The organism is Arthrobacter sp. NPDC080031 (genome assembly GCF_040702485.1).
Classification (GTDB): domain Bacteria; phylum Actinomycetota; class Actinomycetes; order Actinomycetales; family Micrococcaceae; genus Arthrobacter.
In genome coordinates, this window is sequence record NZ_JBFBLA010000016.1 from 62666 (window position 1) to 87627 (window position 24962).

General features: G+C 64.0%; 23 protein-coding genes. 12 read left to right on the forward strand and 11 right to left on the reverse strand.

Translation table 11 applies throughout. From position 1 onward, the window contains the following. The first annotated feature begins 63 nt into the window (after positions 1 to 63). Genes ngcE through AB0323_RS14655 form a run of 3 tightly spaced genes read left to right on the forward strand, consistent with a single transcriptional unit; the run spans position 64 to position 3388 of the window. Positions 64 to 1473, forward strand: coding sequence for an N-acetylglucosamine/diacetylchitobiose ABC transporter substrate-binding protein (gene ngcE, locus AB0323_RS14645; RefSeq protein ID WP_366177955.1), 1410 nt, complete (start codon positions 64 to 66; stop codon positions 1471 to 1473). After that, positions 1470 to 2495, forward strand: a complete 1026-nt coding sequence (locus tag AB0323_RS14650; protein WP_364541083.1) for a sugar ABC transporter permease — start codon at positions 1470 to 1472, stop codon at positions 2493 to 2495. The genes ngcE and AB0323_RS14650 overlap by 4 nt, the downstream gene beginning before the upstream one ends. Further along, positions 2495 to 3388, forward strand: coding sequence for a carbohydrate ABC transporter permease (locus AB0323_RS14655; protein ID WP_366177956.1), 894 nt, complete (start codon positions 2495 to 2497; stop codon positions 3386 to 3388). Before AB0323_RS14650 ends, AB0323_RS14655 begins: the two co-directional genes overlap by 1 nt. Positions 3389 to 3494: 106 nt before the next feature. Here the strand turns inward: AB0323_RS14655 and AB0323_RS14660 are convergent, their stop codons facing one another. Next, on the reverse strand, positions 3495 to 4349 hold the full coding sequence (locus tag AB0323_RS14660; protein ID WP_366177957.1) for a DUF1206 domain-containing protein: 855 nt from the start codon (positions 4347 to 4349) through the stop codon (positions 3495 to 3497). 81 nt (positions 4350 to 4430) lie between these two features. Between AB0323_RS14660 and AB0323_RS14665 the strand changes: the two genes are divergently transcribed. Next, the gene (locus AB0323_RS14665; protein ID WP_366177958.1) at positions 4431 to 4724 is read left to right on the forward strand and encodes a DUF503 domain-containing protein; all 294 of its coding nucleotides are present in this window, start codon (positions 4431 to 4433) and stop codon (positions 4722 to 4724) included. A gap of 397 nt (positions 4725 to 5121) precedes the next feature. Next, positions 5122 to 5793 (forward strand): hypothetical protein, encoded by a 672-nt coding sequence (locus AB0323_RS14670; protein WP_366177959.1) that lies wholly within the window; start codon positions 5122 to 5124, stop codon positions 5791 to 5793. A 132-nt stretch (positions 5794 to 5925) separates the two neighbouring features. Here AB0323_RS14670 and purL read toward each other — a convergent pair whose 3' ends face one another. The 3 genes from purL to purS are packed head-to-tail and all read right to left on the reverse strand — an operon-like array spanning position 5926 to position 9249. Then, positions 5926 to 8244, reverse strand: a complete 2319-nt coding sequence (gene purL, locus AB0323_RS14675; protein WP_366177960.1) for a phosphoribosylformylglycinamidine synthase subunit PurL — start codon at positions 8242 to 8244, stop codon at positions 5926 to 5928. Continuing rightward, positions 8241 to 8996 carry a phosphoribosylformylglycinamidine synthase subunit PurQ gene (gene purQ / locus AB0323_RS14680; protein WP_364540232.1) on the reverse strand — a complete coding sequence of 252 codons (756 nt, stop codon included), beginning with the start codon at positions 8994 to 8996 and terminating at the stop codon, positions 8241 to 8243. Before purQ ends, purL begins: the two co-directional genes overlap by 4 nt. 1 nt (position 8997) lies before the next feature. Beyond that, positions 8998 to 9249, reverse strand: a complete 252-nt coding sequence (gene purS / locus AB0323_RS14685; RefSeq protein WP_028265707.1) for a phosphoribosylformylglycinamidine synthase subunit PurS — start codon at positions 9247 to 9249, stop codon at positions 8998 to 9000. Between the two features lie 350 nt (positions 9250 to 9599). On the opposite strand from purS, the gene AB0323_RS14690 reads away from it, so the two are divergent. The 3 genes from AB0323_RS14690 to AB0323_RS14700 all read left to right on the forward strand — a co-directional run bounded on the left by AB0323_RS14690 (position 9600) and on the right by AB0323_RS14700 (position 13667). Beyond that, on the forward strand, positions 9600 to 9785 hold the full coding sequence (locus AB0323_RS14690; RefSeq protein ID WP_059388516.1) for a hypothetical protein: 186 nt from the start codon (positions 9600 to 9602) through the stop codon (positions 9783 to 9785). Positions 9786 to 9921: 136 nt separating this feature from the next. Beyond that, positions 9922 to 10212, forward strand: a complete 291-nt coding sequence (locus AB0323_RS14695) for a DUF1540 domain-containing protein (RefSeq protein WP_366177961.1) — start codon at positions 9922 to 9924, stop codon at positions 10210 to 10212. A 281-nt stretch (positions 10213 to 10493) separates the two neighbouring features. After that, a complete protein-coding gene (locus AB0323_RS14700) occupies positions 10494 to 13667 on the forward strand; it encodes a S8 family serine peptidase (RefSeq protein WP_366177962.1) in 3174 nt (1057 codons plus the stop codon). A 310-nt stretch (positions 13668 to 13977) separates the two neighbouring features. On the opposite strand, the gene AB0323_RS14705 is transcribed toward AB0323_RS14700, so the two are convergent. From AB0323_RS14705 to AB0323_RS14720, 4 genes are read right to left on the reverse strand one after another with little or no spacing between them, the layout of a single operon-like run. Further along, positions 13978 to 14349 (reverse strand): serine protease inhibitor, encoded by a 372-nt coding sequence (locus AB0323_RS14705; protein WP_366177963.1) that lies wholly within the window; start codon positions 14347 to 14349, stop codon positions 13978 to 13980. Next, entirely contained in the window at positions 14346 to 15389 is a 1044-nt protein-coding gene (locus AB0323_RS14710; protein ID WP_366177964.1) for a 3-methyladenine DNA glycosylase, read from the reverse strand. Before AB0323_RS14710 ends, AB0323_RS14705 begins: the two co-directional genes overlap by 4 nt. Continuing rightward, positions 15286 to 15849, reverse strand: a complete 564-nt coding sequence (locus AB0323_RS14715; RefSeq protein WP_366177965.1) for an SSI family serine proteinase inhibitor — start codon at positions 15847 to 15849, stop codon at positions 15286 to 15288. Before AB0323_RS14715 ends, AB0323_RS14710 begins: the two co-directional genes overlap by 104 nt. A 24-nt stretch (positions 15850 to 15873) precedes the next feature. Continuing rightward, positions 15874 to 16368: a MarR family transcriptional regulator gene (locus tag AB0323_RS14720; protein WP_366177966.1), complete on the reverse strand. Its 495-nt coding sequence runs from the start codon at positions 16366 to 16368 to the stop codon at positions 15874 to 15876. 122 nt (positions 16369 to 16490) lie between these two features. On the opposite strand from AB0323_RS14720, the gene AB0323_RS14725 reads away from it, so the two are divergent. Together AB0323_RS14725 and AB0323_RS14730 are read left to right on the forward strand one after the other, a co-directional pair. Next, positions 16491 to 16700 (forward strand): hypothetical protein, encoded by a 210-nt coding sequence (locus AB0323_RS14725; RefSeq protein ID WP_366177967.1) that lies wholly within the window; start codon positions 16491 to 16493, stop codon positions 16698 to 16700. Positions 16701 to 16855: 155 nt separating this feature from the next. Continuing rightward, a complete protein-coding gene (locus AB0323_RS14730; protein WP_366177968.1) occupies positions 16856 to 17035 on the forward strand; it encodes a hypothetical protein in 180 nt (59 codons plus the stop codon). A 127-nt stretch (positions 17036 to 17162) separates the two neighbouring features. Here the strand turns inward: AB0323_RS14730 and AB0323_RS14735 are convergent, their stop codons facing one another. Continuing rightward, positions 17163 to 18509, reverse strand: coding sequence for an aspartate kinase (locus AB0323_RS14735; protein WP_364540210.1), 1347 nt, complete (start codon positions 18507 to 18509; stop codon positions 17163 to 17165). A gap of 252 nt (positions 18510 to 18761) precedes the next feature. On the opposite strand from AB0323_RS14735, the gene AB0323_RS14740 reads away from it, so the two are divergent. Then, the gene (locus AB0323_RS14740) at positions 18762 to 19718 is read left to right on the forward strand and encodes an ABC transporter ATP-binding protein (protein WP_366177969.1); all 957 of its coding nucleotides are present in this window, start codon (positions 18762 to 18764) and stop codon (positions 19716 to 19718) included. After that, the gene (locus AB0323_RS14745) at positions 19715 to 20896 is read left to right on the forward strand and encodes an ABC transporter permease subunit (RefSeq protein WP_366177970.1); all 1182 of its coding nucleotides are present in this window, start codon (positions 19715 to 19717) and stop codon (positions 20894 to 20896) included. Before AB0323_RS14740 ends, AB0323_RS14745 begins: the two co-directional genes overlap by 4 nt. A 60-nt stretch (positions 20897 to 20956) precedes the next feature. Here AB0323_RS14745 and recR read toward each other — a convergent pair whose 3' ends face one another. Together recR and AB0323_RS14755 are read right to left on the reverse strand one after the other, a co-directional pair. Further along, positions 20957 to 21556: a recombination mediator RecR gene (gene recR / locus AB0323_RS14750; protein WP_028265726.1), complete on the reverse strand. Its 600-nt coding sequence runs from the start codon at positions 21554 to 21556 to the stop codon at positions 20957 to 20959. A gap of 162 nt (positions 21557 to 21718) precedes the next feature. After that, positions 21719 to 24958 (reverse strand): DNA polymerase III subunit gamma and tau, encoded by a 3240-nt coding sequence (locus AB0323_RS14755; RefSeq protein WP_366177971.1) that lies wholly within the window; start codon positions 24956 to 24958, stop codon positions 21719 to 21721. Positions 24959 to 24962: the final 4 nt, after the last annotated feature.

The window sequence follows — 24962 nt, forward strand, 5'->3', positions numbered from 1 at the left end:
CGATCGACTGCCGGCCGAGGCGCCGTCAACGTGAGGTACTACGAGTCTCTGGAGGGTTTTAGGATGAATGTTCAGCAGCAGTCCTTTGCACGGCGCGGTTTCCTTCGCGGCGCGCTTGCCGCGGCCGTGCTTGTGCCGTTGGCCGGCTCGATGGCCTCCTGCGCGGCCGGTGGCGGCGGAGGAAGCACCGGTCCTACGGGCGCCGTTTCAGATACCAATCCGTTCGGTATGGCAGACAAGTCCACCGTTGACGCAGTGATTTTCAAGGGCGGCTACGGAATCGACTACGTCGACTTCGCGGGCAAGGCCTTCGAGAACGCACATTCAGGTTCCACCGCCAAGATTTCCCCGTCCACGGACATTGCGCAGGAACTCCAGCCGCGATTCGTCGGCGGCAACCCGCCGGACCTGATCGACAACTCCGGTGCCAAGGCAATCGGCTTCAGCACCATCCTGGCCCAGCTTGAAGACCTTACCAGCGTGGTCAACGCCAAGAACCTTGAGGGCAAGGTCATCAAGGACACCCTCTACGCCGGAGTGCTCGCTCCGGGCACTTTCAATGGCAAGCTGGCGGCCCTGAACTACGTGCTGACCGTGTACGCCATGTGGTACTCGGATTCATTCCTAAAGGAGAACGGTTGGACCGTGCCGAAGACTTGGGATGAGATGTACACCCTTGGCGAGCAGGCAAAGGCCAAAGGCAAATACCTGTTCGTCTGGGGCAAGGAAGCCGCCACGTACTACCAGGAAATGGCGATCGCTTCCGCCATCAAGGAAGGCGGCAACGACGTTCGCCTCGGCCTTGAAAACCTGAAACCGGACGCCTGGTCCCACCCGGCCATCCAGAGCGTCTTTACCGCGCTGAACAAGATCGTCAAGGCGGGCCACTTCAAGCCAGGTGGTTCGGGTACGCAGTTCACCGCAGCGCAGGCGCAGTGGAGCAACGCCCAGGAGGCCGTGTTCTACCCGTCCGGCTCGTGGATAGAGAACGAGATGAAGGACCAGACCAAGGCCGGATTCAAGATGACCGGCGTCCCCGTTCCTACCGTGACCTCGGGATCCAAACTTCCTTGGGAGGCTATGCACAGCGCTTCCGGAGAGCCATTCGTTGTTCCGTCCCAGGGCAAAAATGTTGCTGGCGGCAAGGAATTGCTGCGTGTCATGCTGTCCAAGGATGCTGCCACCAACTTTGCCAAGACCAAGCTGGCCCCCACCATCGTCAAGGACACAGTTCCCGCCGATGGATTCGGGTCTACCGCCCTGGTTTCCCAGACCAAGCTGCTCAGCGATGCCGGCTCGAACATCTTCACGTGGAACTTCGTTGACCTCTACGGGATGAACAAGGACCAGTTGGTTGTGTGGAACACCTTCCTCGATGGAAAGTCCGACGTCGCCACCCTGACATCGGACCTGCAGAAGATTACCGACAAGGTCCGCAACGACAGCTCGGTGACGAAGATTGAAGTGAAGTGACTTCAGTGAAAGCAAAAACACTCCGGGTCGGCGACGGTGCGTCCGCCGTCGTCGTTCCGGATACCGCACCACCGGTCTACAAGAGGCGGCGCAAGCCCCTGACGTTCGACAAGGTCAGTTTTTTCGTGGTCTTCCTGGGCCTGCCCCTGGCGATCTATCTCCTGTTTGTGATTTGGCCTTTCATCCAGGCGTTCGGCTACTCCCTGACTGACTGGAGCGGTTTCTCACCCGACCAGAACTTCATCGGACTTGAGAACTACCGGAAGCTCTTCACGGATGACATCTTCATGAAGGCCATGGGGAACAACATCCTGCTGGTCATCTTCCTCCCCATCATTACCATCATCCTCAGCCTCGTGCTGGCAACCCTGGTGACCGTGGGCGGCAGCAGCAAGGGCCAGATCAAGGGCTTGCGCAACTCCAGCTTCTACCGGGTTGTCTCCTTCTTCCCCTACACGATTCCGGCGATTGCCATCGGCATCATGTGGGGCCAGATCTACGATCCTTCCGGAGGCCTGCTGAACGGCATCCTCACCTCCTTGGGGCTCGACCAGTTCAAGTCCTACGCCTGGCTTGGGGACAAGAACACCGCCATGATCGCCACGATGTTCGTGATCGTGTGGGGCTTCATCGGCTTCTACATGGTGTTGTTCGTGGCGGGCATCAAGGGCATCCCCGCGGAGCTGTTTGAGGCGGCGCGGATCGACGGAGCAGGACGCTTCCGCACCGCCGTGTCCATCACCATCCCGCTGATCAGGGACAACATCCAGACGGCCTACATCTATATGGGCATCCTGGCACTGGACGCCTTCGTCTACATGGCCGCACTGAACTCCGGCGGCGGCCCGGACAACTCCACCCTGGTGATGTCCCAGCAGCTCTTCTTCACCGCATTCACCAAGGGCCAGTTCGGCCTGGCCAGCGCAATGGGTGTCGTCCTCGCCGTAGCCACCCTGATCTTCTCCGGCCTCGTGTTCCTGGTCAACAGGCTCACTGGCGGCGACAAGGATGTGTCCCTCTAATGTCTACCAAAATTGCCAGCCAGGAAATGAAGGCGCTGCATTTCAACGCGCGCAAACCGGCCATGACCACGGGAGACAAGGTGGTAGGCGCCGTTTCGCACGCGGCCCTGACCATCTGGTCGCTCATCGTGATCCTGCCCTTGTTGTGGACTTTCATGTCTTCCTTCAAGACGTCCAGCGAGATCTTCGCCTCGCCGTTCGCCTTGCCCTCGCAATGGCGCTTCGACAACTACGTCCGGGCCTGGACCGAGGCCGGAATCGGGAGCTACTTCCTCAACTCTGTGATCGTCGTAGGGTCCGCCTTGGTGATCGTCATGGTCCTCGGAGCCATGTGCGCCTACGTCCTGGCGCGCTATGTCTTCTTCGGCAGCAAAGCGATCTACTACCTCATGCTTGCCGGGCTCACGTTCCCGATCTTCCTCGCCATGGTGCCTTTGTTCTTCGTCATGAAGAGGATCGGCCTCCTGAACACCCTGCCAGGCTTGACCTTGGTGTACGTCGGCTTCGCGCTGCCGTTCACCGTCTTCTTCCTGTTCTCCTTCTTCAAGTCGCTTCCCCACGAAATCACCGAGGCTGCTGCTTTGGACGGGGCCGGGGAGTGGCGGACGTTCTTCCAGGTCATGTTGCCGATGGCCAAGCCGGGACTCGCCTCCGTTGCCATTTTCAACTTCCTGGGCCTGTGGAACCAGTTCCTGATTCCGGTGGCCATCAACGCGGCCGGGCCGCGTGTGCTGTCCCAAGGACTGGCCGCCTTCGCCGGCCAGATGGGTTATGCCGTGGACTTCGGCGCGTTGTTCGCAGCCGTCACCGTCACCGTGGTTCCGGTGTTGATCGTCTACATCATCTTCCAGCGCCAGCTTCAAGGATCCGTGTCGCAAGGCACGTCCAAGTAGCACGACTAAGCTAAATAAGCGCCGGACGGCGGTTCCCACCCTAGGTGGGGGCCGCCGTCGGGCGTTTCTGCCAGCTGCGCCCCGTGCCAACTGACGCGGGCCGCCGTCAGATCCTCTGGTAACGGGAGCGGAACAAGGAGTAGACGCCGTAGGCCATGAGTCCGACGCTGACGAACCCCAGCACCCATCCGCCAAATGGTTGTTTCAGGAAGGCCTTGAGCGCCGAATCGAGGCCCCCTTGCTGGGAGGGGTCGTGCGCCGCGGTAGCGATCAGGATGAGCAGGCCGACGGCGCCGAGGGCCACCCCTTTCGCGCAGTAGCCCACCACGCCCAGCACCGTAAACGCATCTCCGAGGGCGCCGGACGGCTTTCCCCTCAGGTTCTTTTCGTACTTGCGTGTGATCCCCAGGAAGACGTACGTGCCGGCTGCCGCCAGGAGCGCCACCCCGATGATCACCAGGAGGACGGTGCCGGGACCGCTGGACATGAGGTCTGCGCTGGTCGTACGTGATTTCTCGCTGCTGTTGCTTGGATGGCTGAGCGCAAAACTGCCGAAGGTCACCGCGGCCACAGCGAAGACGATGGCCTGCCCGACTGCCTTGAGCCGGTTCATCCAGGGCTTCGAGCTGCCCCCGCTCCATCCCATCACGGCGTCGCTCGCCATGTAGAGGGCGAGGACACCGCAGGCGATCAGCCCCGCCCACAAAAGGACGACCCCGCCAGGCGTGGCGGCCATCTGGCTGACCGCTCCGCTTTGGTCGGCTTGGCCGGATGAGCCCAGAGCGATCCCCAAGGCGATAACCCCGATCAGGATGTGTATCAGCCCTACGGCGACGAAGCCGGCCCGCGCCACCGCCCGGACGGTCCGTGAATCCCTTGCGTCGTCTACGGCGTTTTCCACCGAATCGGCGCCGCGGGATACTGCGTTACCGGCCTTGTTCGTACGATCGTCTGCGCCCATGGAGCTCCTTTGGTCTGCCCTCATCTTGCCACTGCGGGCTCCGAAGCGGGAGGGCGCGCCACTACTGGATACGATGAGCGCATGTGGATCGCGTGGATCGAATTCGACATCCTCCTCGGCGAGGTGCACAGCCTGAAGGAGAAACGCTCCCTGGTGCGGCCGGTGATCGGCGAGTTGAAACGGCGTTTCGAGGTCTCTGCCGCCGAGACCGGGCACTTGGACCAGCATCGCCGTGCCCTCATCGGCGCGGGCGCGGTGGCAGCAGACCGGGCGCATCTCGTGGAGGTGCTCGACGCCGTCGAACGCTTCGTTGCCGCGCGCCCCGAACTGGAGCTGCTGAGCGCCCGACGCCGGGACCTCCACAGCGAAGACTGACCCTTTTTCACACCGATTGCTGAGCAAACGTCGTTTTGAAGGCCCAAAACGACCGTTCTGGAGCAATCGATGGAGGCTGTGGATAACTTCTGCGAGGTAGGCCGTTTTCTGCTCTGATGAGGTCATGAAAACCCCGCGTCGCCTCCCAATGAGCCTCGAGACGCGGCCGTTCACTATTGCCGAGGCGGCCCGGGAAGGTGTCAGTCCCAGGCGTCTGCGGCACGGCTCTCTGAAGAGACTCGGCAAGGGGATCCGTTCGGAGAGCCCGACGGCGGAGCTCCCCTTGTGCGTCCGTGTGCGCCCTTTCATTGAGGTCAATGAGCGATGCGCCGCATCCCACCTCACAGCGGCAGAGCTCCTTGATCTGCCCCGACGTCGCCAGAAGGAGCCAACACAGATGTTCCACGTGATTAGACCGGAGGGCGCAGCCCATCTCAACCGTCCACATGTCGTCGTCCACCGCATGAAGCTCTATGAGGACGAGCTCACGACGGTTGATGGCCTCCCTGTCACAACCGTGGAGCGCACCTGGCTGGACATGGCCGAGATGCTGACCGTGGACGAATTGGTGGTGATGGGGGACAGCTGTGTGCGGATGCCGCGGGTTGAATTCGAAGCGCGAGACACGCCGTTGTGTGCTCTCGCGGATCTCCAGCGGATGATCGATCGCCACAAAGGCAAGCGCGGCCTGCGCAAAGCCAAGGAAGCGCTCCGACTGATCCGGATGGGCTCCGATTCACCGCAGGAATCCTTGCTCAGGTTGGCCATCGTGAGGGCGGGCTTACCGGAACCCGAACTCAATGCGCCGATTGAGGCTAGGGACGGCGGGAGGTTCCTGCAGCCTGACTTGTCGTACAAGAAGTACAAGATCGGCATCGAGTACGAGGGAGAGAACCACGGCAACGAAGCGCAAGTTGTGCGGGACATTAGCCGCTCGGAACGGTATGAGGCGCTGGGCTGGACGGAGGTCCGGATTTCAAAGCGCCACATGGTGAACAGCTCCAAGTCGGCCGTGGCGAAGATCCGGACGGCACTCATCCAAGCCGGTTGGCGCCCGGCCCGTTCTTAAAACGATTGCTCCGTAACTGCCGTTCTGAAGGTTCAAAACGGCAGTTACGTGGGGCCACGCCGGCGAGGGCCCCGGCCTGAGCTTGCGAAGGCTGGGAGCCGGTGGGGAGCAATCGATGAGCCCCGCGTTGGATTAGCCGAAGTACTTCGGCAGCGTGGCCTCGTGGGCTTCGCTGAGAGCGTCCAAGGAGAGCTCGTCCACGCCGTTGATCTCCAGCTTGCCGCCGGCAGCGTCGACGACGCCGATCCGGAGGTGGGCGAAGCCGCGGGCGGTGCACATGTCCTTGAAGCGTATTTCCTCGGAGCGCGGAACGGACACGATGGCCCGGCCCTGGGACTCGGAGAACAAAGCCGTGAACAGGTCCACGCCGTCGCGCTCGACGAGTTCGTCCAACGCAATCCGGGCTCCGACGCCGTAGCGCAGTGCGGATTCCACCAGAGCAGCGGCAAGGCCGCCCTCGGAGAGGTCGTGCGCGGCGTCGATCATGCCGTCGCGCGAAGCGTTGATGAGGATTTCGCCCAGCTGGCGCTCGATGGCCAAGTCAACCTTCGGCGGCAAGCCACCGAGGTGTCCACGCAGGTTGGACCATTCCGAACCGTCCAGTTCCGCAGCCGTGGTGCCCAGAAGGTAGATGGCTTGGCCGTCTTCCTTCCAGCCGGACGGGGTGCGGCGCGCGACGTCGTCGAGCTTGCCCAGCACTGCAACCACAGGGGAGGGGTGGATCGGCACGGTACCCGTCTGGTTGTACAACGAGACGTTGCCACCGGTGACCGGGACGCCCAGCTCCATGCACGCGTCAGACAGCCCTCGAATGGACTCGGCCAGCTGCCACATGACGTCCGGGTCCTCGGGGGAACCGAAGTTCAGGCAGTCGCTGACGGCCATCGGGACCGCGCCCGAGGTGGCGACGTTGCGGTACGCCTCGGCAAGTGCCAGCTGCGCGCCGTGGTACGGGTCGAGATAGGTGTAGCGGCCGTTGGCGTCGGTGGCCAGGGCCACGCCAAGGCCGGTTTCCTCGTCCACGCGGACCACTCCGGCGTCGTCCGGGAACGCCATGGCGGTGTTGCCGCCGACGTAGCGGTCGTACTGCTTGGTGATCCAGGCTTTGCTGCACATGTTCGGTGAAGCAATGAGCTCGGTGATGGCAGCGGCCAGTTCCCCGGAGGTGGAGGGGCGGCCGGCGTCCTGCACGGAGCCCGTGAAGGTATCGGCCTGGACGGAATCCTGCCATGAGGGTCGGGCAAACGGGCGGTCGTAGACCGGGCCGTCGTGGGCAACGGTGCGCGGGTCGACGTCGACAATGACTTCGCCTTCCCACGTGATGATCAGGCGTCCGGTGTCGGTCACTTCACCAAGCCAGGAGTACTCCACGGCCCACTTGTCCATGACCGCTTCGAACGCGGCGACGTTCTCCGGAGTGACAACGGCCATCATGCGTTCCTGCGACTCGGACATCAGGATTTCGCCCGGGGTCAGCGTGGGGTCGCGGAGCAGCACGGAGGTCAGCTCAACCTGCATGCCGCCGTCGCCGTTGGAAGCGAGTTCGGACGTGGCGCAGGAGATGCCCGCCGCGCCGAGGTCCTGGATACCCTCAACCAGCGAACCCTTGAACAGCTCCAGGCAGCACTCGATGAGCACCTTTTCGGCGAAGGGGTCGCCTACCTGGACAGCGGGGCGCTTGGAGGGCTTGGTGTCGTCGAAGGACTCCGAGGCCAGCACCGATGCGCCGCCGATGCCGTCGCCGCCGGTGCGTGCACCGAAGAGGACTACCTTGTTGCCCTTGCCGGAGGCGTTGGCCAACCGGATGTCTTCGTGGCGCATGACGCCGACTGCCAGCGCGTTGACCAGCGGGTTGCCCTGGTACACGGAATCGAAGACCATTTCTCCGCCGATGTTCGGCAGGCCGAGCGAGTTGCCGTAGCCGCCGATGCCGGCAACGGCACCGTGCATCACGCGGGCCGTGTCCGGGTGGTCGATGGCGCCGAAACGCAGCGGATCCATCACGGCCACGGGGCGGGCGCCCATGGAGATGATGTCGCGGACAATGCCTCCGATGCCGGTTGCGGCACCCTGGTAGGGCTCCACGAACGACGGCGAGTTGTGGGACTCGATCTTGAACGTCACGGCCCAGCCGTCGCCCAAGTTGGTGACGCCGGCGTTTTCGCCGATGCCCACGAGCATGTCCTTCTTCATCTCTTCGGTCACCTTTTCGCCGAACTGGCGCAGGTGGTTCTTCGAGGACTTGTAGGAGCAGTGCTCGCTCCACATGACGGAGTACATGGCGAGTTCGGCGCCGGTGGGGCGGCGGCCCAGGACCTTCACGACCTCGTCGAACTCGTTCTGCTTGAGGCCGAGTTCGGCCCAGGGGAGCTCGGTGTCCGGCGTCTTGGCCGCGTTCTCGACGGTGTCGATGTTGAACTTCTTGCCGACGGTTTCAGCTGAGGTAGTCACTGTGCGCCTCCCACGATTTTGTTCAGGACGGAGGTGAAGAAGCCCAAGCCATCCGTGCCGGCATTGGACTCGGGGCCGAATCCTGGCTCCACCGCGTGCTCCGGGTGCGGCATGAGGCCCACCACGTTGCCGGCGGCGTTGCTGATGCCGGCGATGTCGCGGCGTGAACCGTTCGGGTTCCAGCCGACGTAGCGGAACACGACGCGGCCCTCGGCCTCAAGGGCGTCCAGGGTCTTGTCGTCGGCGATGTACTGGCCATCCTGGTTCTTCAGGGGAACCGTGATTTCCTCGCCGGCCTCGTAATCCGAGGTCCAGAAGGTCTTGTTGTTCTCCACGCGTAGTACCTGGTCGCGGCACAAGAACTTCAAGTGGTCATTCTTGATCATGGAGCCCGGGAGCAGGTGCGACTCGGTCAGGATCTGGAAGCCGTTGCAGATTCCCAACACAGGCAGCTTGGCGTCGCTGTTGGCAGCATCGATGATGCGGGACATCAGCGGAGCGAAGCGGGAAATCGCCCCGGCGCGCAGGTAGTCGCCATAGGAGAAACCGCCCGGGATGATGACGGCGTCCACGTCGGCGAGGTGGGTGTCCGCATGCCAGAGCGCGACGGCGGTGCCGCCTGCGAGGCGTACCGCACGGGCGGCGTCGCGGTCGTCAAGGGTGCCGGGGAAGGTGACGACGCCGATCTTGGCCCCGAGCAATTGGGGTTCGACGGCCACAGGGGCTCCGCCGATCAAGGGAAGTTCAGTCATGTCAGGCCTCGACGACCTCGACGTTGACGACGTCTTCGATCACCGGGTTGGACAGCAGGGTCTCGGCGGCTTCGCGGGCCTGGGCGAGGATGGCGTCGGTCACCTCGCCGTCGACGGTCAGTTCGAAGCGCTTGCCCTGGCGGACTGCGCTAAAGCTGGTAAAGCCGAGGCGGGGCAGTGCGCCCACGATGGCTTTCCCCTGAGGGTCCAGAATCTCGGGCTTGGGCATGACGTCGACGACGATCCGGGGCATCCGGTAACTCCTGTGCGTGAGCGTTGGTTAAACCTTGGTTAAAGGCTGCCGCGGAGTGGTGCCGTCTCACGCCGGAACTGCCTCCAAACAGTGTTCAGCAACAGTGTTTAACGGCAGTGTCTTACGGAATAAGGGGGGCGCTCCGCGAGCTTGCATGCCCATTCTACCGGCCAAATCGCTACATACCCTATTTGCGGGAGATCGGTGAAGAGGTGGCAACCAGGCAAAAGGTACGCGCCAATTCGCGGCGGCGCCCCGCCGACGTCGGGGGTTTTCAATGCCCGACGTCGGCGGGGCCCTGAACGACAGCGGCTCTGGCCGGGGGTGGTTTGCGTCACTAGGATTGCGGCATGGCCGAGAACGCTAAGTCGATGGTTTTGCCCGTGGTCCTTGCCGCTGTTTTTGCCGGCCTGGGGAGGATGGTTTTCCAAAGGATCATGGCAGACCGGGCTGCGCGGGAAAACCGTATATCCGTCCCGCCGGATGCATCGACAAGGGCCAAAATCAGCGACGCGTTGCGAGGGATCCATTCTTAGCGCGGCCCGGGGCGCTGATACCGCAGGGAGCGCAATAGGGTACGCGCAAATGCGCTAATCCTCCGGGTTAAAGGGGCGCATTCGGGAGTAGCTTGGAATTGCTGTCAAGGAAATTCCCCGCCCAACAGGAGGAGCAATGACCGAACACGTCGCCGAAGTGTCCGCATGCAGCGTTGGCAGCTGCGGATTCAACCACCATGGCTGCACCGCGTACGGGATCACGATCGGCGGAACCGCGAACCACGCATCCTGTGCCACCTTCATTGACACGACGCTCATGGGAGGACTCCCCAAAGTCCTGGCGCATGTAGGTGCCTGCCAGCGCTCGGAATGCACCCACAACAACAACCTCATGTGCGAGGCCCACGATGTCCGGATCGGCCCCGGTGCCGAAGCGGCCGATTGCTTGACGTACCAACACGCCTGAGGCTCTTTTCGACCCCGCCTTCGTCATCAATATCTGAATATCCGCACAGCGGGCACGTCCCTTCCGACGGGGGCGTGCCCGTTGCTGCGCGCGGATGTATTCTGATGCCGAATGACATGACAAAAAACGTGAAATGTGTCCTATGTCATATTCAGCTATCGCTCTGTACTCTATGAATCGGCTGGGACTTACCTGATTACAAGAACTGTCAATCGGTGCCCCTCCTTAGTTGATTGATCTTGACATAACCGCCACGATCGCCCGGAAAGGTGCAATCACTCGTGAATTCACAAGGAAAGAGCTTCATTGGGAGCGGGGGGCTTCGAAAAGCTGCGGCGTTGGCCGTCGGATTACCGTTTCTGCTCTCCTCGGTGGCATTGACACCCGCCCAAGCTGCGCCCGCTTCCGGCTCAACGGTCTTCGGATCAACGGCTGGGGGGGTTGCCCGGAATGTCGACCCCAAGTCTTATCAGGATGGCCGCTACGTGGTGGTGCTGGCAGAGAAGCCAGCGGCCACTTACGACGGCGGAACGCCCGGCTATGTGCCCACTAAGCCGCAAGCCGGCAAGAAGCTCGACGTCGGCAAGGCCGAAGTGAAGCAGTACCAGGCCCACTTGCAGCAGAAGCAGCAGGACGTGGCCAAGCAGCAGAGCGTGAGCATCAATCGCGACTACACCACAGCCATCAACGGCTTCAGCGCCACCCTGTCCGCGAACCAGGCCGTCAATCTCGCGAAGAACCCCGATGTTCTCCTCGTGGCCCCGGACACGCAGTCGGCTCCGGACTACTCCACTACCGATTTCCTCAACCTCAGCGGACCGAACGGCGTCTGGAATACCCAGTTCGGCGGCCAGGACCAGGCCGGCAAGGGCACCGTGGTCGGCGTCATCGACACCGGCTACACGCCCACAAGCAAGTTCTTCGCCGGCGATCCCGTCCAGCCGCTTGTCGGAGACCCCCAGGTGGGCGTCCCGTACCGCACGAGTGACGGCAAGATCGCCATGCTGAAGGCCAACGGAGATACCTTCGTAGGCGAGTGCCAGAAGGGTACCGACACCGGGGCGGCCTTTGACGGAACTGCCTGCAATTCCAAAGTCCTCGCAGCCCACTACTTCGCAGATGCCTTCCTCCAGACGGTTCCGCCAGCCCAACGGGCACCCAAGGAGCAGATCTCGCCCATCGACGTCGTGAGCCACGGCACGCACACGGCCAGCACCGCTGCAGGCGACTCCGGTGTGGAAACGTTCGTGGATGGCCGCAGCTTCGGCAAGACGAGCGGCGTGGCACCAGCTGCCAAGCTCTCGATCTACAAGGTCTGCTGGGAAGACACCGACCCCAATTCGGGCGGCTGCTACAGTTCCGCGGCCATCGCCGCCATTGACCAGGCTGTTGCCGACGGCGTGGATGTCCTGAATTACTCCATCTCCGGCGCTACGGACACCACCACGGATCCGGTCTCGCTGGCGTTCCTCTCTGCCGCGTCGGCCGGCATTTTTGTCTCAGCGTCGGCAGGTAACTCGGGTCCGCAGGCCAGCACCGTCAACCACGGCGCACCCTGGATGACCACGGTTGCGGCTACTACCTTCTCCCAGGAGCTCCAGGGAACCGTCGAATTCTCCGACGGCACCAAGTTCCGCGGAGCGAGCATCATGAACCGCCAGGTGAGCGGGGCCGGCGTCGTTCTCTCCGCAAACGCTGCCTCAGGTGCCGGCAACGCAGCACTCTGTGCGCCAGGGTCCCTGGACCCGGCGAAAATCGCCGGCAAGGTAGTGGTGTGTGACCGTGGGGTGGTTGACCGCGTCGCCAAGAGCGCCGAGGTGCTCCGAGGAGGCGGCGTGGGCATGGTCCTCGTGAACCTCACCAGTTCCTCGTTGGACACGGACAAGCACGCAGTGCCGACCGTTCATGTGAATCCTCCGGCCTCGCAGGCGATCAAGGACAAGGTCGCGGCGAACCCGGGAATTACCGTTTCCCTGGTTGACCACGACACCACCGGGCTCCCGCTCGAGGCCCAGCCGCAGATCGCCGGATTCTCCTCCCGCGGCCCGCTCGTCGCCACCGATTCGGATCTCCTCAAGCCGGATGTCTCGGCTCCCGGCGTTGCTGTACTGGCAGGTGTTTCGCCGATCGGCAGCAACGGTGATGAGTACGGATTCATGTCCGGTACTTCCATGGCATCCCCGCACATTGCAGGTTTCGGAGCCTTGATCCTGGCGAAGAATCCCGATTGGTCACCGGCGATGGTCAAGTCGGCCATGATGACGACGGCGAGTGACGTCAAGCTGGCCAACGGAAGCAAGAACCGGGACGTCTTCGCTACGGGCGCGGGCGAAATGAACCCCGCAAGCGTGCTGGAACCGGGCCTGGTCTACGACGCGGGAACCGAGGACTACCTGAAGTTCATCCAGGGCACCGGCGTCGATCTCGGCAAGCCGGGACTTGGCGCGACACTGCCGCGCGATATGAACCTCCCCTCGTTCGCCCTCGGTAACCTCGCGGGCAAGATCGAGGTCACGCGCACCGTCACCGCCCTGACCCCGGGGCAGTACCGGGCGACAGCCGATGTTCCCGGCGTTGACGTCAAGGTGACCCCGTCCGTGCTGAACTTCAAAGAAGCCGGCCAGAAGAAGACCTTCACGGTGACCTTCGAGAACAAGAGCGCGCCACTGGGTACCTTCGCGATGGGATCGTTGAAATGGGAAGGCGCCAACAAGTCGGTGGTCTCTCCGATTGCGGTCCGCCCGCAGTCAGTACTGGCATCCAAGAGCGTCGCCTTCACGTCACAACAGGCAAGCGGATCGGCCGACATCAACATCGTCTCCGGTTCCGACTCACCCACGGCTGTGACCGTTGACGGCCTATCCAAGGCTGATTCCTCGGCCGCGGAGCTTGTTCCCGGTCCCGTGGCTGTAGCGAACGATGCCTCGAACTTCGTCAAGACCGCCACCGTTGCCCCCGGAACGACGTTCGCGAGATTCTCGGTGATTTCCTCCGATCCCACCGCCGATTTCGATCTGTATGTTCTGTCGCCGTCGGGTCAGTTGTTCACGGCTGCGACGCCGAGTGCCAGTGAGTCGCTCTCGCTCGACAACCCGGAACCCGGGACGTACACGATCATCGCGAACCTGTATGCCAGCCCCAACAACCGGCCCACCAAGGCCAGCGTTGATGCCGCGATCCTGGGCGCAAACCAAGGCAACGCCACGGTCACGCCCAACCCGATCAACATGAAGAACGGCAAATCCGGGAAGCTCACCTTCGCGTGGAGCAAGCTGACTCCGGGCTCCTACATCGGCCGACTCACCTTTGCCGGCACCAGCTCGCCGACATTCGTGTCCGTCCTGGTCTCGGCAAACGGCAGCGTGTCCGTCGCGCCGAATGACGACCAGGAAGGCCAGCATGGCAAGGGCAAACTGCAGAATGACGGGGAAGACCAGTCGAACAACGCGCTTTAGTGCGGCAGTGATGGTCTGACAGATATGCAAGGCAGCGGCCGGCGGGATATCTCGCCGGCCGCTTTCTTGTGATCTCCCCGGAACGCCCGCTCACGTATGTGGCCCTTTTGGCGGACGCCCGCTCACGTATGTGGTCCTTTTGGCGGACGCCCGCTCAGGTATGTGGCCCTTTCGGCGGACGCCCGCTCACGTATGTGGCCCAACGGCCGGAACCGTGTTGCAGATTAAGTGAGCGGGCGTTCGGCTCGGGAGGGGTTGTTTGTGAGCGGGCGTTCGGCTCGGGAGGGGTTGTTTGTGAGCGGGCGTTGGGCTAGATGTCGCCCGTGGATCCTGCTACGCCGCCGAGGAGTGCGGCCATGGTTCGCCAACGGGCGATCTCGCAGCCGTCCGTCCGGCTGAAGCGGCTGCTGACCTCGCGACCGCGGAACCGGCCCGTCACCACGGCCACTTGGGGACCGCCGTATTGCTGGGTGCAAATGCGGTCCGGCCGGGGAACCGGAAAGAAGATCTCTTCGCCGAACTGCTCGACGGCGGCAAGCGCCGCGCGCGGGTCCGGAAGGGTTGAGCCTTCGGAGACTTCGCCGCCCGAGCCGAGCAGGAGGAACTCATAGTCCGCGGCGCCTGGTGCCTCCGTCAGCGTGATGGTGAGTTCGACGTCGTACTTTCCATTGCTTGAAGTCATCGTTGTCCTTCGCGAGAGGGTGTTTGTGCCAGGATCTCCAGGAGCGGCCGCACTTCGTCGAGCACCCGCGCACGCAGCGCCTGGGCCTCGGCGGCGAATGCCCTCTGATACTCAACGTACTCGGCCTTGCCTTGCGGCGTCTCGATCCTGATGGCCGGATATCCCCACTCTTCAAGGTCGTAGGGCGAGGCCTGCATGTCCATGGCCCGGATGCGCCATGACAGTTCGAAGCAGTCCATCACCAGTTCGCTCGGCAGGGCCGGCGCCAGTTTGTATGCCCATTTGTAGAGGTCCATGTTGGCGTGGAGGCAGCCAGGTTGTTCCATGGTGCGCTGGTTGTCCCGCGTAGGGGCGAGTTCGTTGAGCGGGACGGCGTCCGGAGTGTAGAAGCGGAAGGCGTCGAAGTGCGAGCAGCGGATCCGGTTGTCTTCCACCACGGTATCTGTCCCTTCGGAGCCCAGCCGCAGCTTGAGGTACTCGTGGCGAAGATCGAACTTGTCCTGGCGGTAGACCATGGCCCACTCGTGCAGTCCGAAGCAACCGAACTGGGCAGGCCGCGCAAGGGTTCCCCCGAGGATGATGCCGGCGAAACGGAGGGCCTCGGTGCGGTCGGCCGCGAACTTTCGGCGATCGAAGGTGACAGCAACGGTACCGGCGGGCAGGCCCGCGGCCGCCAGCGCGCCGTCGTCGAGCGCTTTGTAGTACTTCCACCCGGTCCGCTCCGCCGCTTTGGGGCCGGAGAGGACGATGCCGTCTCCCGGGTGCCACCGCAGCAGCTGGCCGGGCTTCTGGGTGTAGTAGGTGAAGAGGAAATCTTCCACGGGGTGCTTCTGGCCTGCGGAGCGCCGGGCCAAGTATGGCTTGGCGTAGCGCTCAACGCGGGCGTGGTGGGCAGCCTCCAGCGCAAGCCAATTCTCTTGCGGGAGGTGCCTGTAGTTAAGCTCCGGCACCGCTGGAACCCAGGATGTCGGCGACTGCGGCCCATGCGGCGATTTCGCAGCCGTCAGTGAGTTTGTAGGAGGAATCGACGCCCACGCCATCCACCGCCCCGGTGACTGTTGCCGTCTGGGGGCCACCGTAGCGCTGGCTGCAGACTTGGTCGCTAGGGCGTGGCGAGCGCGTAAGCAGGGCCGGGTTCTTTTTCAGGGCCGCGCACGCTGCGGCTGCGGTGGGGTGGTGGCTTTCCGCAGCGGAGACGCCGCCGGTGCAGACGAGCGTGTAGCTCTCGGGGGCCGCAGTAGGGGAGAGCTTGACGATGATGGAAAGCTCGGCATCTCCATGGCCGGAAGAGGTGGGTGTACCCGGGGTGATGGATGGGGCCGGTTTGGGAGATTCGGTCTCGTCCGGGAGGAGTCCGGAGGGGCTGCTCGACGGCGAGGACGAGGTGCTGCTGCCAGGCGCCGTGCTGCTGGGCGAACCGCCCCCGGGGCCGGGCGTGCAGGCAGCAAGACCAGCGAGGGCGAGGACGGCCAGCACAGACCGGACTATTCGCAGGCGCATGGGTTCTCCTTGATTTATGCCAGTTTATCGCCCGGCGGCCGCACCGGGGAGTTGAGTGGCCGCGATGAGCCCGGTCATGGCCCGGTGAAGTTCCGCTACTTCGGCCCGGCTGAGCTGGAGCCGCTCCATGATGGTTCCCGGCACGGACGTCGCCTGTTGCCTGAGGGCGGCGCCGGCTTCGGTCAAGGCAATGGCAAGGGCCCGTTCGTTTCCGTGGATGCGGTTGCGGGTGACGAATCCTGCTTCTTCGAGCCGACGCAGGATGGGTGAAAGGGTGGCCGGCTCGTGCAGGAGTGCCTCGCTGATGTCCTTGAGCGTGCGGGGGCTGCGTTCCCACAGGGCGAGCATCACGAGGTACTGCGGATGGGTCAGCCCCATCTTTTCAAGCACCGGCTTGTAGACCCCCACGACGCTCCGCGACGCCACCGTCAGGGCGAAGCACAATTGACGCTCAAGCAAAAGGTCGTCTTCCGGCGAGGCAGTGGTTTCTGCGGCAATGGGTGTGCTCGCGGCAGCCATAGCTTGCTCCGTTCCGTGTCGGCGACCGGCCGTACCGGTCGATAGTTAGTGCACTAATTGTTAGTGTACTCTTAAAGCACAACATCCTTTGAGAGAGGGTAGACCAGGTGGCCAAAGAGACCATGACCCAGAGATTCATGCGTGCAACCGGCAAGCTGCGGGTGATTTTCGGTCCGGCGCACAGCAGTTCCCTGGATCATGAAATGACCGAGGAGAACAAGCACCTCCTCGCGCAGCGCCAGGCCGAAGCGCAGCAATGGGAGACGATTCGCAGGCCCGACGGCAGCACCTACGTGGTCCCCAGGAACCCGGACGACAAGTCCCTTCGCTAAAGGCTCCTGCCTCTCAGCGATCGGCGCCGACCCGGGCCTTTTACGGGTTCCGGGCGTAAAATTGGCCTCACTGGAACCACTCAGCTCCAACCGCACGGCTGGACCTCGCAGCGGGGAAGGAGGTGGGAATTGTGGGACATGCACTCGATAGTTTCATGAAGGTCACAGATCGACTGCGCTTCTGGTTCGGCCCGGCAACCCGGGGTGACATCGATACGCCCGTAGTCCACAAGCATGACGACTTCGAGAGGGCGTCGGAAGAAGAACTGGGGCATTTCGTCGTCGAAACAGACGACCAGGGCCACCACTACGGAATCCGCAAGGAAGGCACCTGAAGCAGCTCAGCGGCTCCAAAGCCGCAGCAATGCAAAAGAACCGGAGCATCAGCTCCGGTTCTTTCACGTTTAAGTACTTCAGATCCCGACGGCGGGTGCCCGACGGCGGCGGCCGGCTAGCGTCCGGCTAGCGGCCGGTGCCGCCATAGACAGTTGCCTCGGCTTCGCCGTCGAGCTCGAACGCCTTGTGGATGGCGCGCACGGCGTCATCCAGCAGATCGGCGTGCGTGACCACGGAGATGCGGATCTCCGAGGTGGAAATCATGTTGATGTTGATGCCGGCGTCGGAGAGCGCTTTGAAGAAGGTGGCGGAGACGCCGGGGTGCGAACGCATGCCGGCACCGATCAGGGAAAGCTTGCCGACGTTCTCGTTGTATTCGATGCTTTCGAAGCCGATTTCAGGCTGCGCCGCACGGAGTGCGGTGAGGGCGTCGGCGCCTTCCACGATGGGCAGGGTGAAGGAAATATCCGTGCGGCCGGTGCCGTGGGTGGACACGTTCTGAACGATCATGTCGATGTTCGAGTGTGCCTTGGCGATGACCTGGAAAATGGCGGCGGCCTTGCCGGGAATGTCCGGGACGCCGACCACGGTGACCTTGGCTTCTGAACGGTCGTGTGCAACACCGGAGATGATTGGCTGCTCCAAGGCAACTCCCTCTTGAATCGTGATCTTGTCATCGGCGCTGGGCAGGACCCAGGTGCCTTCGTTCTGGCTGAATGAGGACCGGACGTGCAGGGGCACGCCGAACCGGCGGGCGTATTCCACGCAACGCAAGTGCAGGATCTTGGCGCCGGAAGCTGCCAATTCCAGCATTTCCTCGCTGGAGATACGGTCGATCTTCGTGGCAGTGGAGACCACGCGCGGGTCGGCCGTGTAGATGCCGTCGACGTCCGTGTAGATTTCGCAGACGTCCGCTTCGAGCGCGGCGGCGAGCGCCACGGCGGTGGTATCGGATCCGCCGCGGCCAAGGGTCGTGATCTCCCGGGTGCTCCGGGTCATGCCCTGGAAGCCGGCCACGATAGCGATGTGCCCCTTGTCCAAGGCAGTACGGATGCGGTGGGGGTCGACGTCGATAATGCGGGCCTTGCCGTGGATGCCGTCCGTGATCATGCCGGCCTGCGAGCCGGTGAACGACTGGGCGGAGGCGCCGAACTTGTTGATGGCCATGGCGAGCAGGGCCATGGAGATGCGCTCGCCTGCGGAGAGTAGCATGTCCATCTCACGCGCGGGAGCAGAATCGGTGACTTGGGCGGCGAGATCCAGGAGCTCGTCCGTGGTGTCTCCCATGGCGGAAACCACCACGACAACCTCGTTGCCGGCCTTTTGTGCGTCAACCACGCGGCGGGCAACACGCTTGATGCCTTCTGCATCGGACACCGAGGAGCCGCCGAACTTCTGCACGATCAGCTGCTTGGTCTTGGCAGTCTGCGCGGGCAGGTCTTCGGTTTTCACATCGGTAGTGGGCAAACTCATGCGCGCACCCTCACTGCATCAATTGGGAATCGTACGTTGCGTGGCCAGGTGGCGGCACGGCTACGTGGCTTATGTGGCCAGTTTATCGCCGGGCGCGGCGGCCGGGGGAATTGTGACCAAATCTCGGCCCTTGGGTGGCCACCGGATGGTTTCCGCGTGGCGTACGATCAAGAAATACGCAGCCTGCGGGCATGTGGGCTCACGGGAATTGAAGCGTACTTGTTCTGTTTGGGGGAAACAGGTGAGTAGAGCATGTCGATAGCTGAAAGTCCAAGAGTCCCGGGCAGCGGCGCCCTCGGGGTATCCGCGGAAGGCGTCTCACGCCGCTTCGGTACGGTCCACGCGGTGGAGCACATCGATTTCCACGCTCCGGCCGGGAAAGTCACGGCGCTCATCGGGCCCAACGGGGCCGGCAAAACGACGCTCCTTCTCATGCTTGCCTCGCTTCTGCGGCCCGACTCCGGGACCGTCCGGATCGACGGCCTCGATCCTCTGCACGACAGCGCGGCCGCCCGGCTTCGGATCGGCTGGATGCCGGACACCCTGGGGGTATGGGAGTCTTTGACCGCGCGCGAAATCCTGGTCCAGATGGCCCGCTTCTACCGTCTGCCCAAGTCCGGTATCGCCCAGCGTGTTTCCGGGTTGCTCGAACTTGTCCGGCTGGACACGCTTGCCGACCAGCCGGCCCGGGTCCTTTCCAGGGGCCAGCAACAACGGCTCAGCCTGGCCAGGGCCCTCATCCACGACCCCTCCGTGCTTTTGCTCGACGAGCCTGCGTCCGGCCTCGACCCGGGATCCCGGGTGGAACTCCGTAACCTGCTGCGCCGCCTTGCCGCGGAAGGGAAAGCCGTGGTGGTTTCCTCCCACGTGCTCAGCGAGCTCGATGAAATCGCCGACGGAGCGGTGTTCGTCAGCCAAGGCCGCACCGTGAAACAGCAGACCCTCGAGGAGGCGGCCCTGCAGGGCCGACGCTACGCAATCACAGCCCTCGACAACGGGGCCCTCACAGCAAAGCTCAGCGAACTCGGGCTGGAATACCGTGTAGAGGCGGGCCGCCGCTCGTCGGTCACCTTGCTGTTGACGCACGACGACGGCGCTGCCGCCCTCCTGGGCGAACTCGTCCGGTCCGGCATCGGCGTGGTTTCTTTCGCCCCGGCCGCGGGCGCCCTGGAAGAGACGTACATGAACCTGGATACGGAGAGGCGATGAGCAACGTGACTGAAGCCGTCCCAGGCCCGGCGGGACCGCAGGGAATTACGGGGGGCGGGAACGCCGTCGTCGGCTATCTTGGCGGGATACGCGACGTCGTGGTCCTTGAGATGAAACAACGGTTGCGCTCGCGCGGCTGGTACATCATGTTGGGCATCTGGTTCTTTCTGATTGCGGTAGTGACGTGGCTGACCTGGCTTGCCTGGAACGCCAGCATGGAAGCGCGTCGTTCCACAATGCCTCCGTCGGCGCTGTCGCCGCAGGACGGGGCCGGGTCGATGATCTTCGAGGTCGTGCTGGCTTTCGTGCTCCTGTTTGCCCTGCTTGTGGCACCCGCGCTGTCCGCCAATGCCATCAACGGAGACCGGGCCGGAGGCACACTGGCCATCCTGCAGATCACGTTGCTGACTCCGGGCCAGATCCTGTGGGGCAAGTTCTGCGCGGGGTGGCTGGCGGCGCTCGCCTTCCTGGCGACAAGTTCTCCGTTCCTTGTGTTCGGAATGTTCCAAGGCGGGCTGACCCCGGGGCACGTCGTGGTTTCCCTGCTGATGCTGGCCGTGGAACTGGCCGTTGTCTGCGGGATCGGAGTGGGGATTTCGGCGCTTGCCGGTCGGCCCTTGTTCTCGATCGTGGTGACCTACTTGGTCGTCGCCGCATTGGTGGTTGGATCGTTGATTTCCTTCGCACTGGGTGCGCAACTGGCGCAAGGGACGGTGTTGGCCAACTCTCCCGCTAGCCGTTCCGTGCTGTATGCGCCGGTGCAGCCGGATCAACAAGGGCAGCCGATTGAACCAGCGCAGCCGGGCTACAGCTGCGAGGGGCCCTTGGTGGAGCACCCGGCCGTACGGACCGAACGCGTTGCTTGGATGCTCGCATTGAATCCCTACGTGGTGGTGGCCGACGCGATTCCGTATCCGGACCGGAGCGGGACCGGGTTCTACACGGTCGGGATGATCGAAGGCATCAGCCAGGGTGCCAGGTCTGCGCTCGCCGGCCCGGATCACACTTACCTATGCGCCAACGGCGTGCCGCAGCCGCAGTACCTCGAGCAGACGACGCCCTTGTGGCCGCTGGGACTCGGCCTGCAACTGCTCCTGACGGGGCTGCTCATGTGGCTCGGCTGGCGTTCGCTGCGGACGCCCGCAAGCCGGCTCGCCAGCGGCACACGGATCGCGTAAGCCGGGCGGGTTGCGTAAGGGTCCGCAACGGCGTCGGGGGTTTTCCGGGAAGCGCGCTGCCTACATGAGGGCGTTGCGGCGGCCCTCGAAGGCCCTTCCGAGGGTAACTTCGTCCGCGTACTCCAGGTCTCCGCCCACCGGGAGGCCGGAAGCAAGCCTGGTGACCGTGATGCCGATCGACTTCAGCATGCGTGCCAGGTAGGTGGCCGTCGCTTCGCCTTCAAGGTTGGGGTCGGTCGCGATGATGATTTCCTGGATGGCGCCGTCGTTGAGCCTTGTGAGGAGTTCCCGGATACGGAGCTGCTCGGGCCCGATACCGGCGATCGGATTGATCGCGCCGCCGAGGACGTGGTAGCGGCCGCGGAAGGACCGGGTGCGTTCCACGGCCAGGACATCCTTGGATTCTTCCACCACGCAGATCACGGAGGGGTCGCGCCGCGGATCGCGGCAGATGTTGCACAGCTCCTGCTCGGTGACATTGCCGCAGACAGTGCAGAACTTCACCCGTTCTTTGACTGTGGTGATGGCCGCGACCAGCCGCTTCATGTCCTCGGGATCGGCCTCGAGGATGTGGAAGGCCAGGCGCTGCGCCGACTTCGGCCCGACGCCGGGGAGCCGGCCGAGTTCGTCGATCAGCTCTTGTACTGCGCCTTCGTACACAATGTCCTCGTTCGTTTGGTGTGGACGCCGCTGCTGTTCGGCGGCGTCGCGGTTTGGTGGCACCTTTTGCGGGCGCCGGCGGGCTCTCAAGCGGGGTTCCAAGAGGTTCCCCGCCGGACCCCGTGCGTGCCCGGCGCAGGGTGCTGTTACGGCGTCTCTTTATTAGCGGCGCATGCCGTCCAGCGACCGTTCTTCCAGTAGCTTTCCGCCCAGAATACGCTCGACGGCGGCGCGTCCAAAGACTCCCGACTCCTCGATAGTTTCGTCGTCGGCACTCGGGATGTCTTCCACCACGATGCCGGGCGCGACGGCGGTCCGTGCCGGTGCTTTCTCGCGGCCTGCCATGGCTTCGGGGCTGTTCGAAAGCCGTTGGTAGAGGCTCTGCTTGCCGGTTCCCGAGGGAGCGGGCTGCGCAGGGGCCGGGGCCGTTTGGGCAGGGGCCGGCGGAGCGGGTTGGGCAGGGGCCGGAGCCGGGGCCGCTTGGGCAGGGGCCGGCGGAGCGGGTTGCGCGAGTGCTACGGCCGAGTGCGCGGTTTCGCCTCCGGGCGTCGCTGCTGCCGGTGAAGTGCCGGCGGGCGATGTGCCCGCCGGGGGTGTACTGCCTGGTGATGTGCCTGTGCCTGTGCCTGTGCCTGTGCCTGTGCCTGTGCCTGTGCCGGAGGCCGTGGACTGGGGCGCCGACCAGGTCGTTGACCAATCGGTGGCTGGTGCCGTGGCCGCGGGCGGTGCCGAAGCCTGCGGCTGGTTTGGAATCTGGGCGGCGGCCGGTTCATAGACGGGACTGGGTGTCGCCGGCGCGGATGAAGCGGCCTGGCCGCCAGGGACCGCAGAGCCCGCGGAACCGACGTTGGACTCGGTGCCGACCACCCACGAGCCCGGCGCCTGCTCGACAGCCCTGGACCATGGATCTTCCGAGGCCTCGGACTTCTTCCCCGCAGGTGCCTGGATGGAGCGCTTGATCTTGGGGGTAGAGGTGTCCGTGGGCATCGCGGTGAAGCCCGGGGACGACGGCGGCTCCCAATCCATGGGCGGTTCTTCGTCCAGCGGGGGAGCGTCCTCGTCCCGCGGGGGACCCCAGTCATCGTCCGAATAAGAGTAGTCCGCGGCCGGGTCCGTCGGTGCCGTTGCGGCTGCTGCGGTGGACGATGCCGGGGCGGCTGCTGAGGCCGGAGCCTGTGCAGCAGGAACGGGTTGGGTCGGAGCGCCGGGCGCGGAAGGAACCGGCCCCGACGTCGCCGGTGCCCCTGGTGTTCGTGCCGTAGATGCTGGTTGCGCCGTTGGGGCTGGTTGAGCTGTTGGTGCTGGTGCCGGGTCGGCTTTGTCTGCTTCCGGGGCAGCAGGGATCTGTGTCGCAGGGGCAAGTCCCCATGCGCTGTCCACAGCGGACGACACAGCTGGAGAGGCGCCAACCTCTACAGCGGGCGCCGGGTCAGTAGGTGCTTTTGGGTTTGGTTCAGAGCTACCTGAGCTGTTGCCGCCAACGAACGAAGTGATCTGGCAGTCGATGCCGATTGTCTTGTGGATGGCCTGGCGTAGGTTCTCGGCATGGTCTGCGCGGCTGAAGGCGCTCGCAAGGCCGTCAGTGCTGAATGCCAGAGTCAGAAGTTGGCCGTCGAACTGCGCCACCTGCGCGTTTGCTCCCACCAGTGCCCAACTGCTGCGCTTGATCTTGGTCAGCGTCTGGAGGATCTCGGGCCAAGCCCGCCGGATCACCTCTACATCGGCGCCACCGGTAGCGGGGCGAGAGGCCAGCGAGGGTGCTGGGGGTTGTGCGGGCGCCTGGGCGGGCGCGGGCGCGGGCGTGGGTGCTTGGGCCGGTGCCGTTACGGCCTGGGCGCGTTCCTGATCGGTGGCTGACAGAGCCGCCGGCGCCCTGTCAACTGGCTGCGTCGCAGGAGCTTGAGCGGGGGCATGCGCAGCTGGTTCGGGAGCGGGGCGGCTGGCCTGTTGCCTGGTTTCATCCACGGGCCAGTCCGTAGTAGAAACGCGGGGCGGTGTCAGTTGTTCCCTGGACGGTTCCCCGGAAACAGGCTGAGGGCCGGAAGCCGGAGCCTGGGCGACCTCGACGGGCCTGGATGTGGGTGCCTGGGGCGGGGGTGAGCCGAGGCTTGGTGAGTCGGAAACGGCGCTGGCGGCCGCCGTCGGGCGTTCCACTGGTTGATCCGCCGGGCGGGAAGTCGGCGCGGCGGAAGCGGAAGGAGCCGAAGCAGCTTCCACGGGAGGGAGTGCGCCGCCATAGTTGAGGCGGCGTTCGACGCGGTCGATCCGGGCCGCGATGCCGCGTTCGGTCTGCTCGGAACTGGGCAGCAGGATCCGGGCGCAGAGGAGTTCGAGATGCAGCCGGGGCGAGGTGGCGCCGGTCATTTCAGTGAGCGCGGTGTTGGTGACATCGGCGGCACGCGAGAGCTCAGCGGCACCGAGGTTGTTGGCCTGGCTACGCATGCGGGCGATTTGGTCCGCCGGCATGCCGCGGAGGATAGCCTGGGCGCTTTCCGGCATGGCTTGGACGATGATGAGGTCGCGGAACCGCTCCAGCAGGTCTTCGACGAAGCGGCGGGGATCGTGACCGGTTTGGATGACGCGGTCCACGGCGCGGAAAACGGTGGCCGAATCGGATGCGGCGATTGCCTCCACGACGTCGTCGAGCAGTGAAGCATGGGTGTATCCAAGCAACGCGACAGCGAGTTCATAGTCCAGGCCGTTGGGTCCGGCGCCGGCCATGAGCTGGTCCAGCACGGAGAGGGAATCGCGCACCGAACCACCGCCGGCCCGGATGACAAGGGAGAGCACGCCAGGAGCTACGGGCACGTTCTCCTGTTGGCAGAGAAGCTCGAGGTACTGCATCAGGGGCTCGGGCGGCACCAGCCGGAAGGGGTAGTGGTGCGTGCGGGAGCGGATCGTGCCGATGACCTTGTCCGGCTCAGTGGTGGCGAAGATGAATTTGATGTGTTCCGGCGGCTCTTCGACGATTTTCAGCAGCGCATTGAAGCCGGCAGAGGTGACCATGTGGGCTTCGTCAATGATGAAGATCTTGTAGCGGTCCCGGACCGGGGCGAAGGTGGCGCGTTCGCGGAGATCGCGGGCGTCGTCCACCCCACCGTGGCTGGCGGCGTCGATCTCGATGACGTCGAGCGAACCGGATCCGCCGCGGGCCAGCTCAACGCAGCTGTTGCATTTTCCGCATGGAGTGTCCGTGGGGCCTTCGGCGCAGTTGAGGCAGCGGGCAAGGATGCGGGCGGATGTGGTTTTTCCGCAGCCGCGTGGGCCGGAAAAGAGATAGGCGTGGTTGACCCGGTTTTTGCGCAGGGCCGTCATGAGCGGCTCCGTGACGTGTTCCTGCCCGATAACGTCCGCAAAAGAATCGGGGCGATATCTGCGGTAAAGAGCAGTAGTAACAGTCACAGGG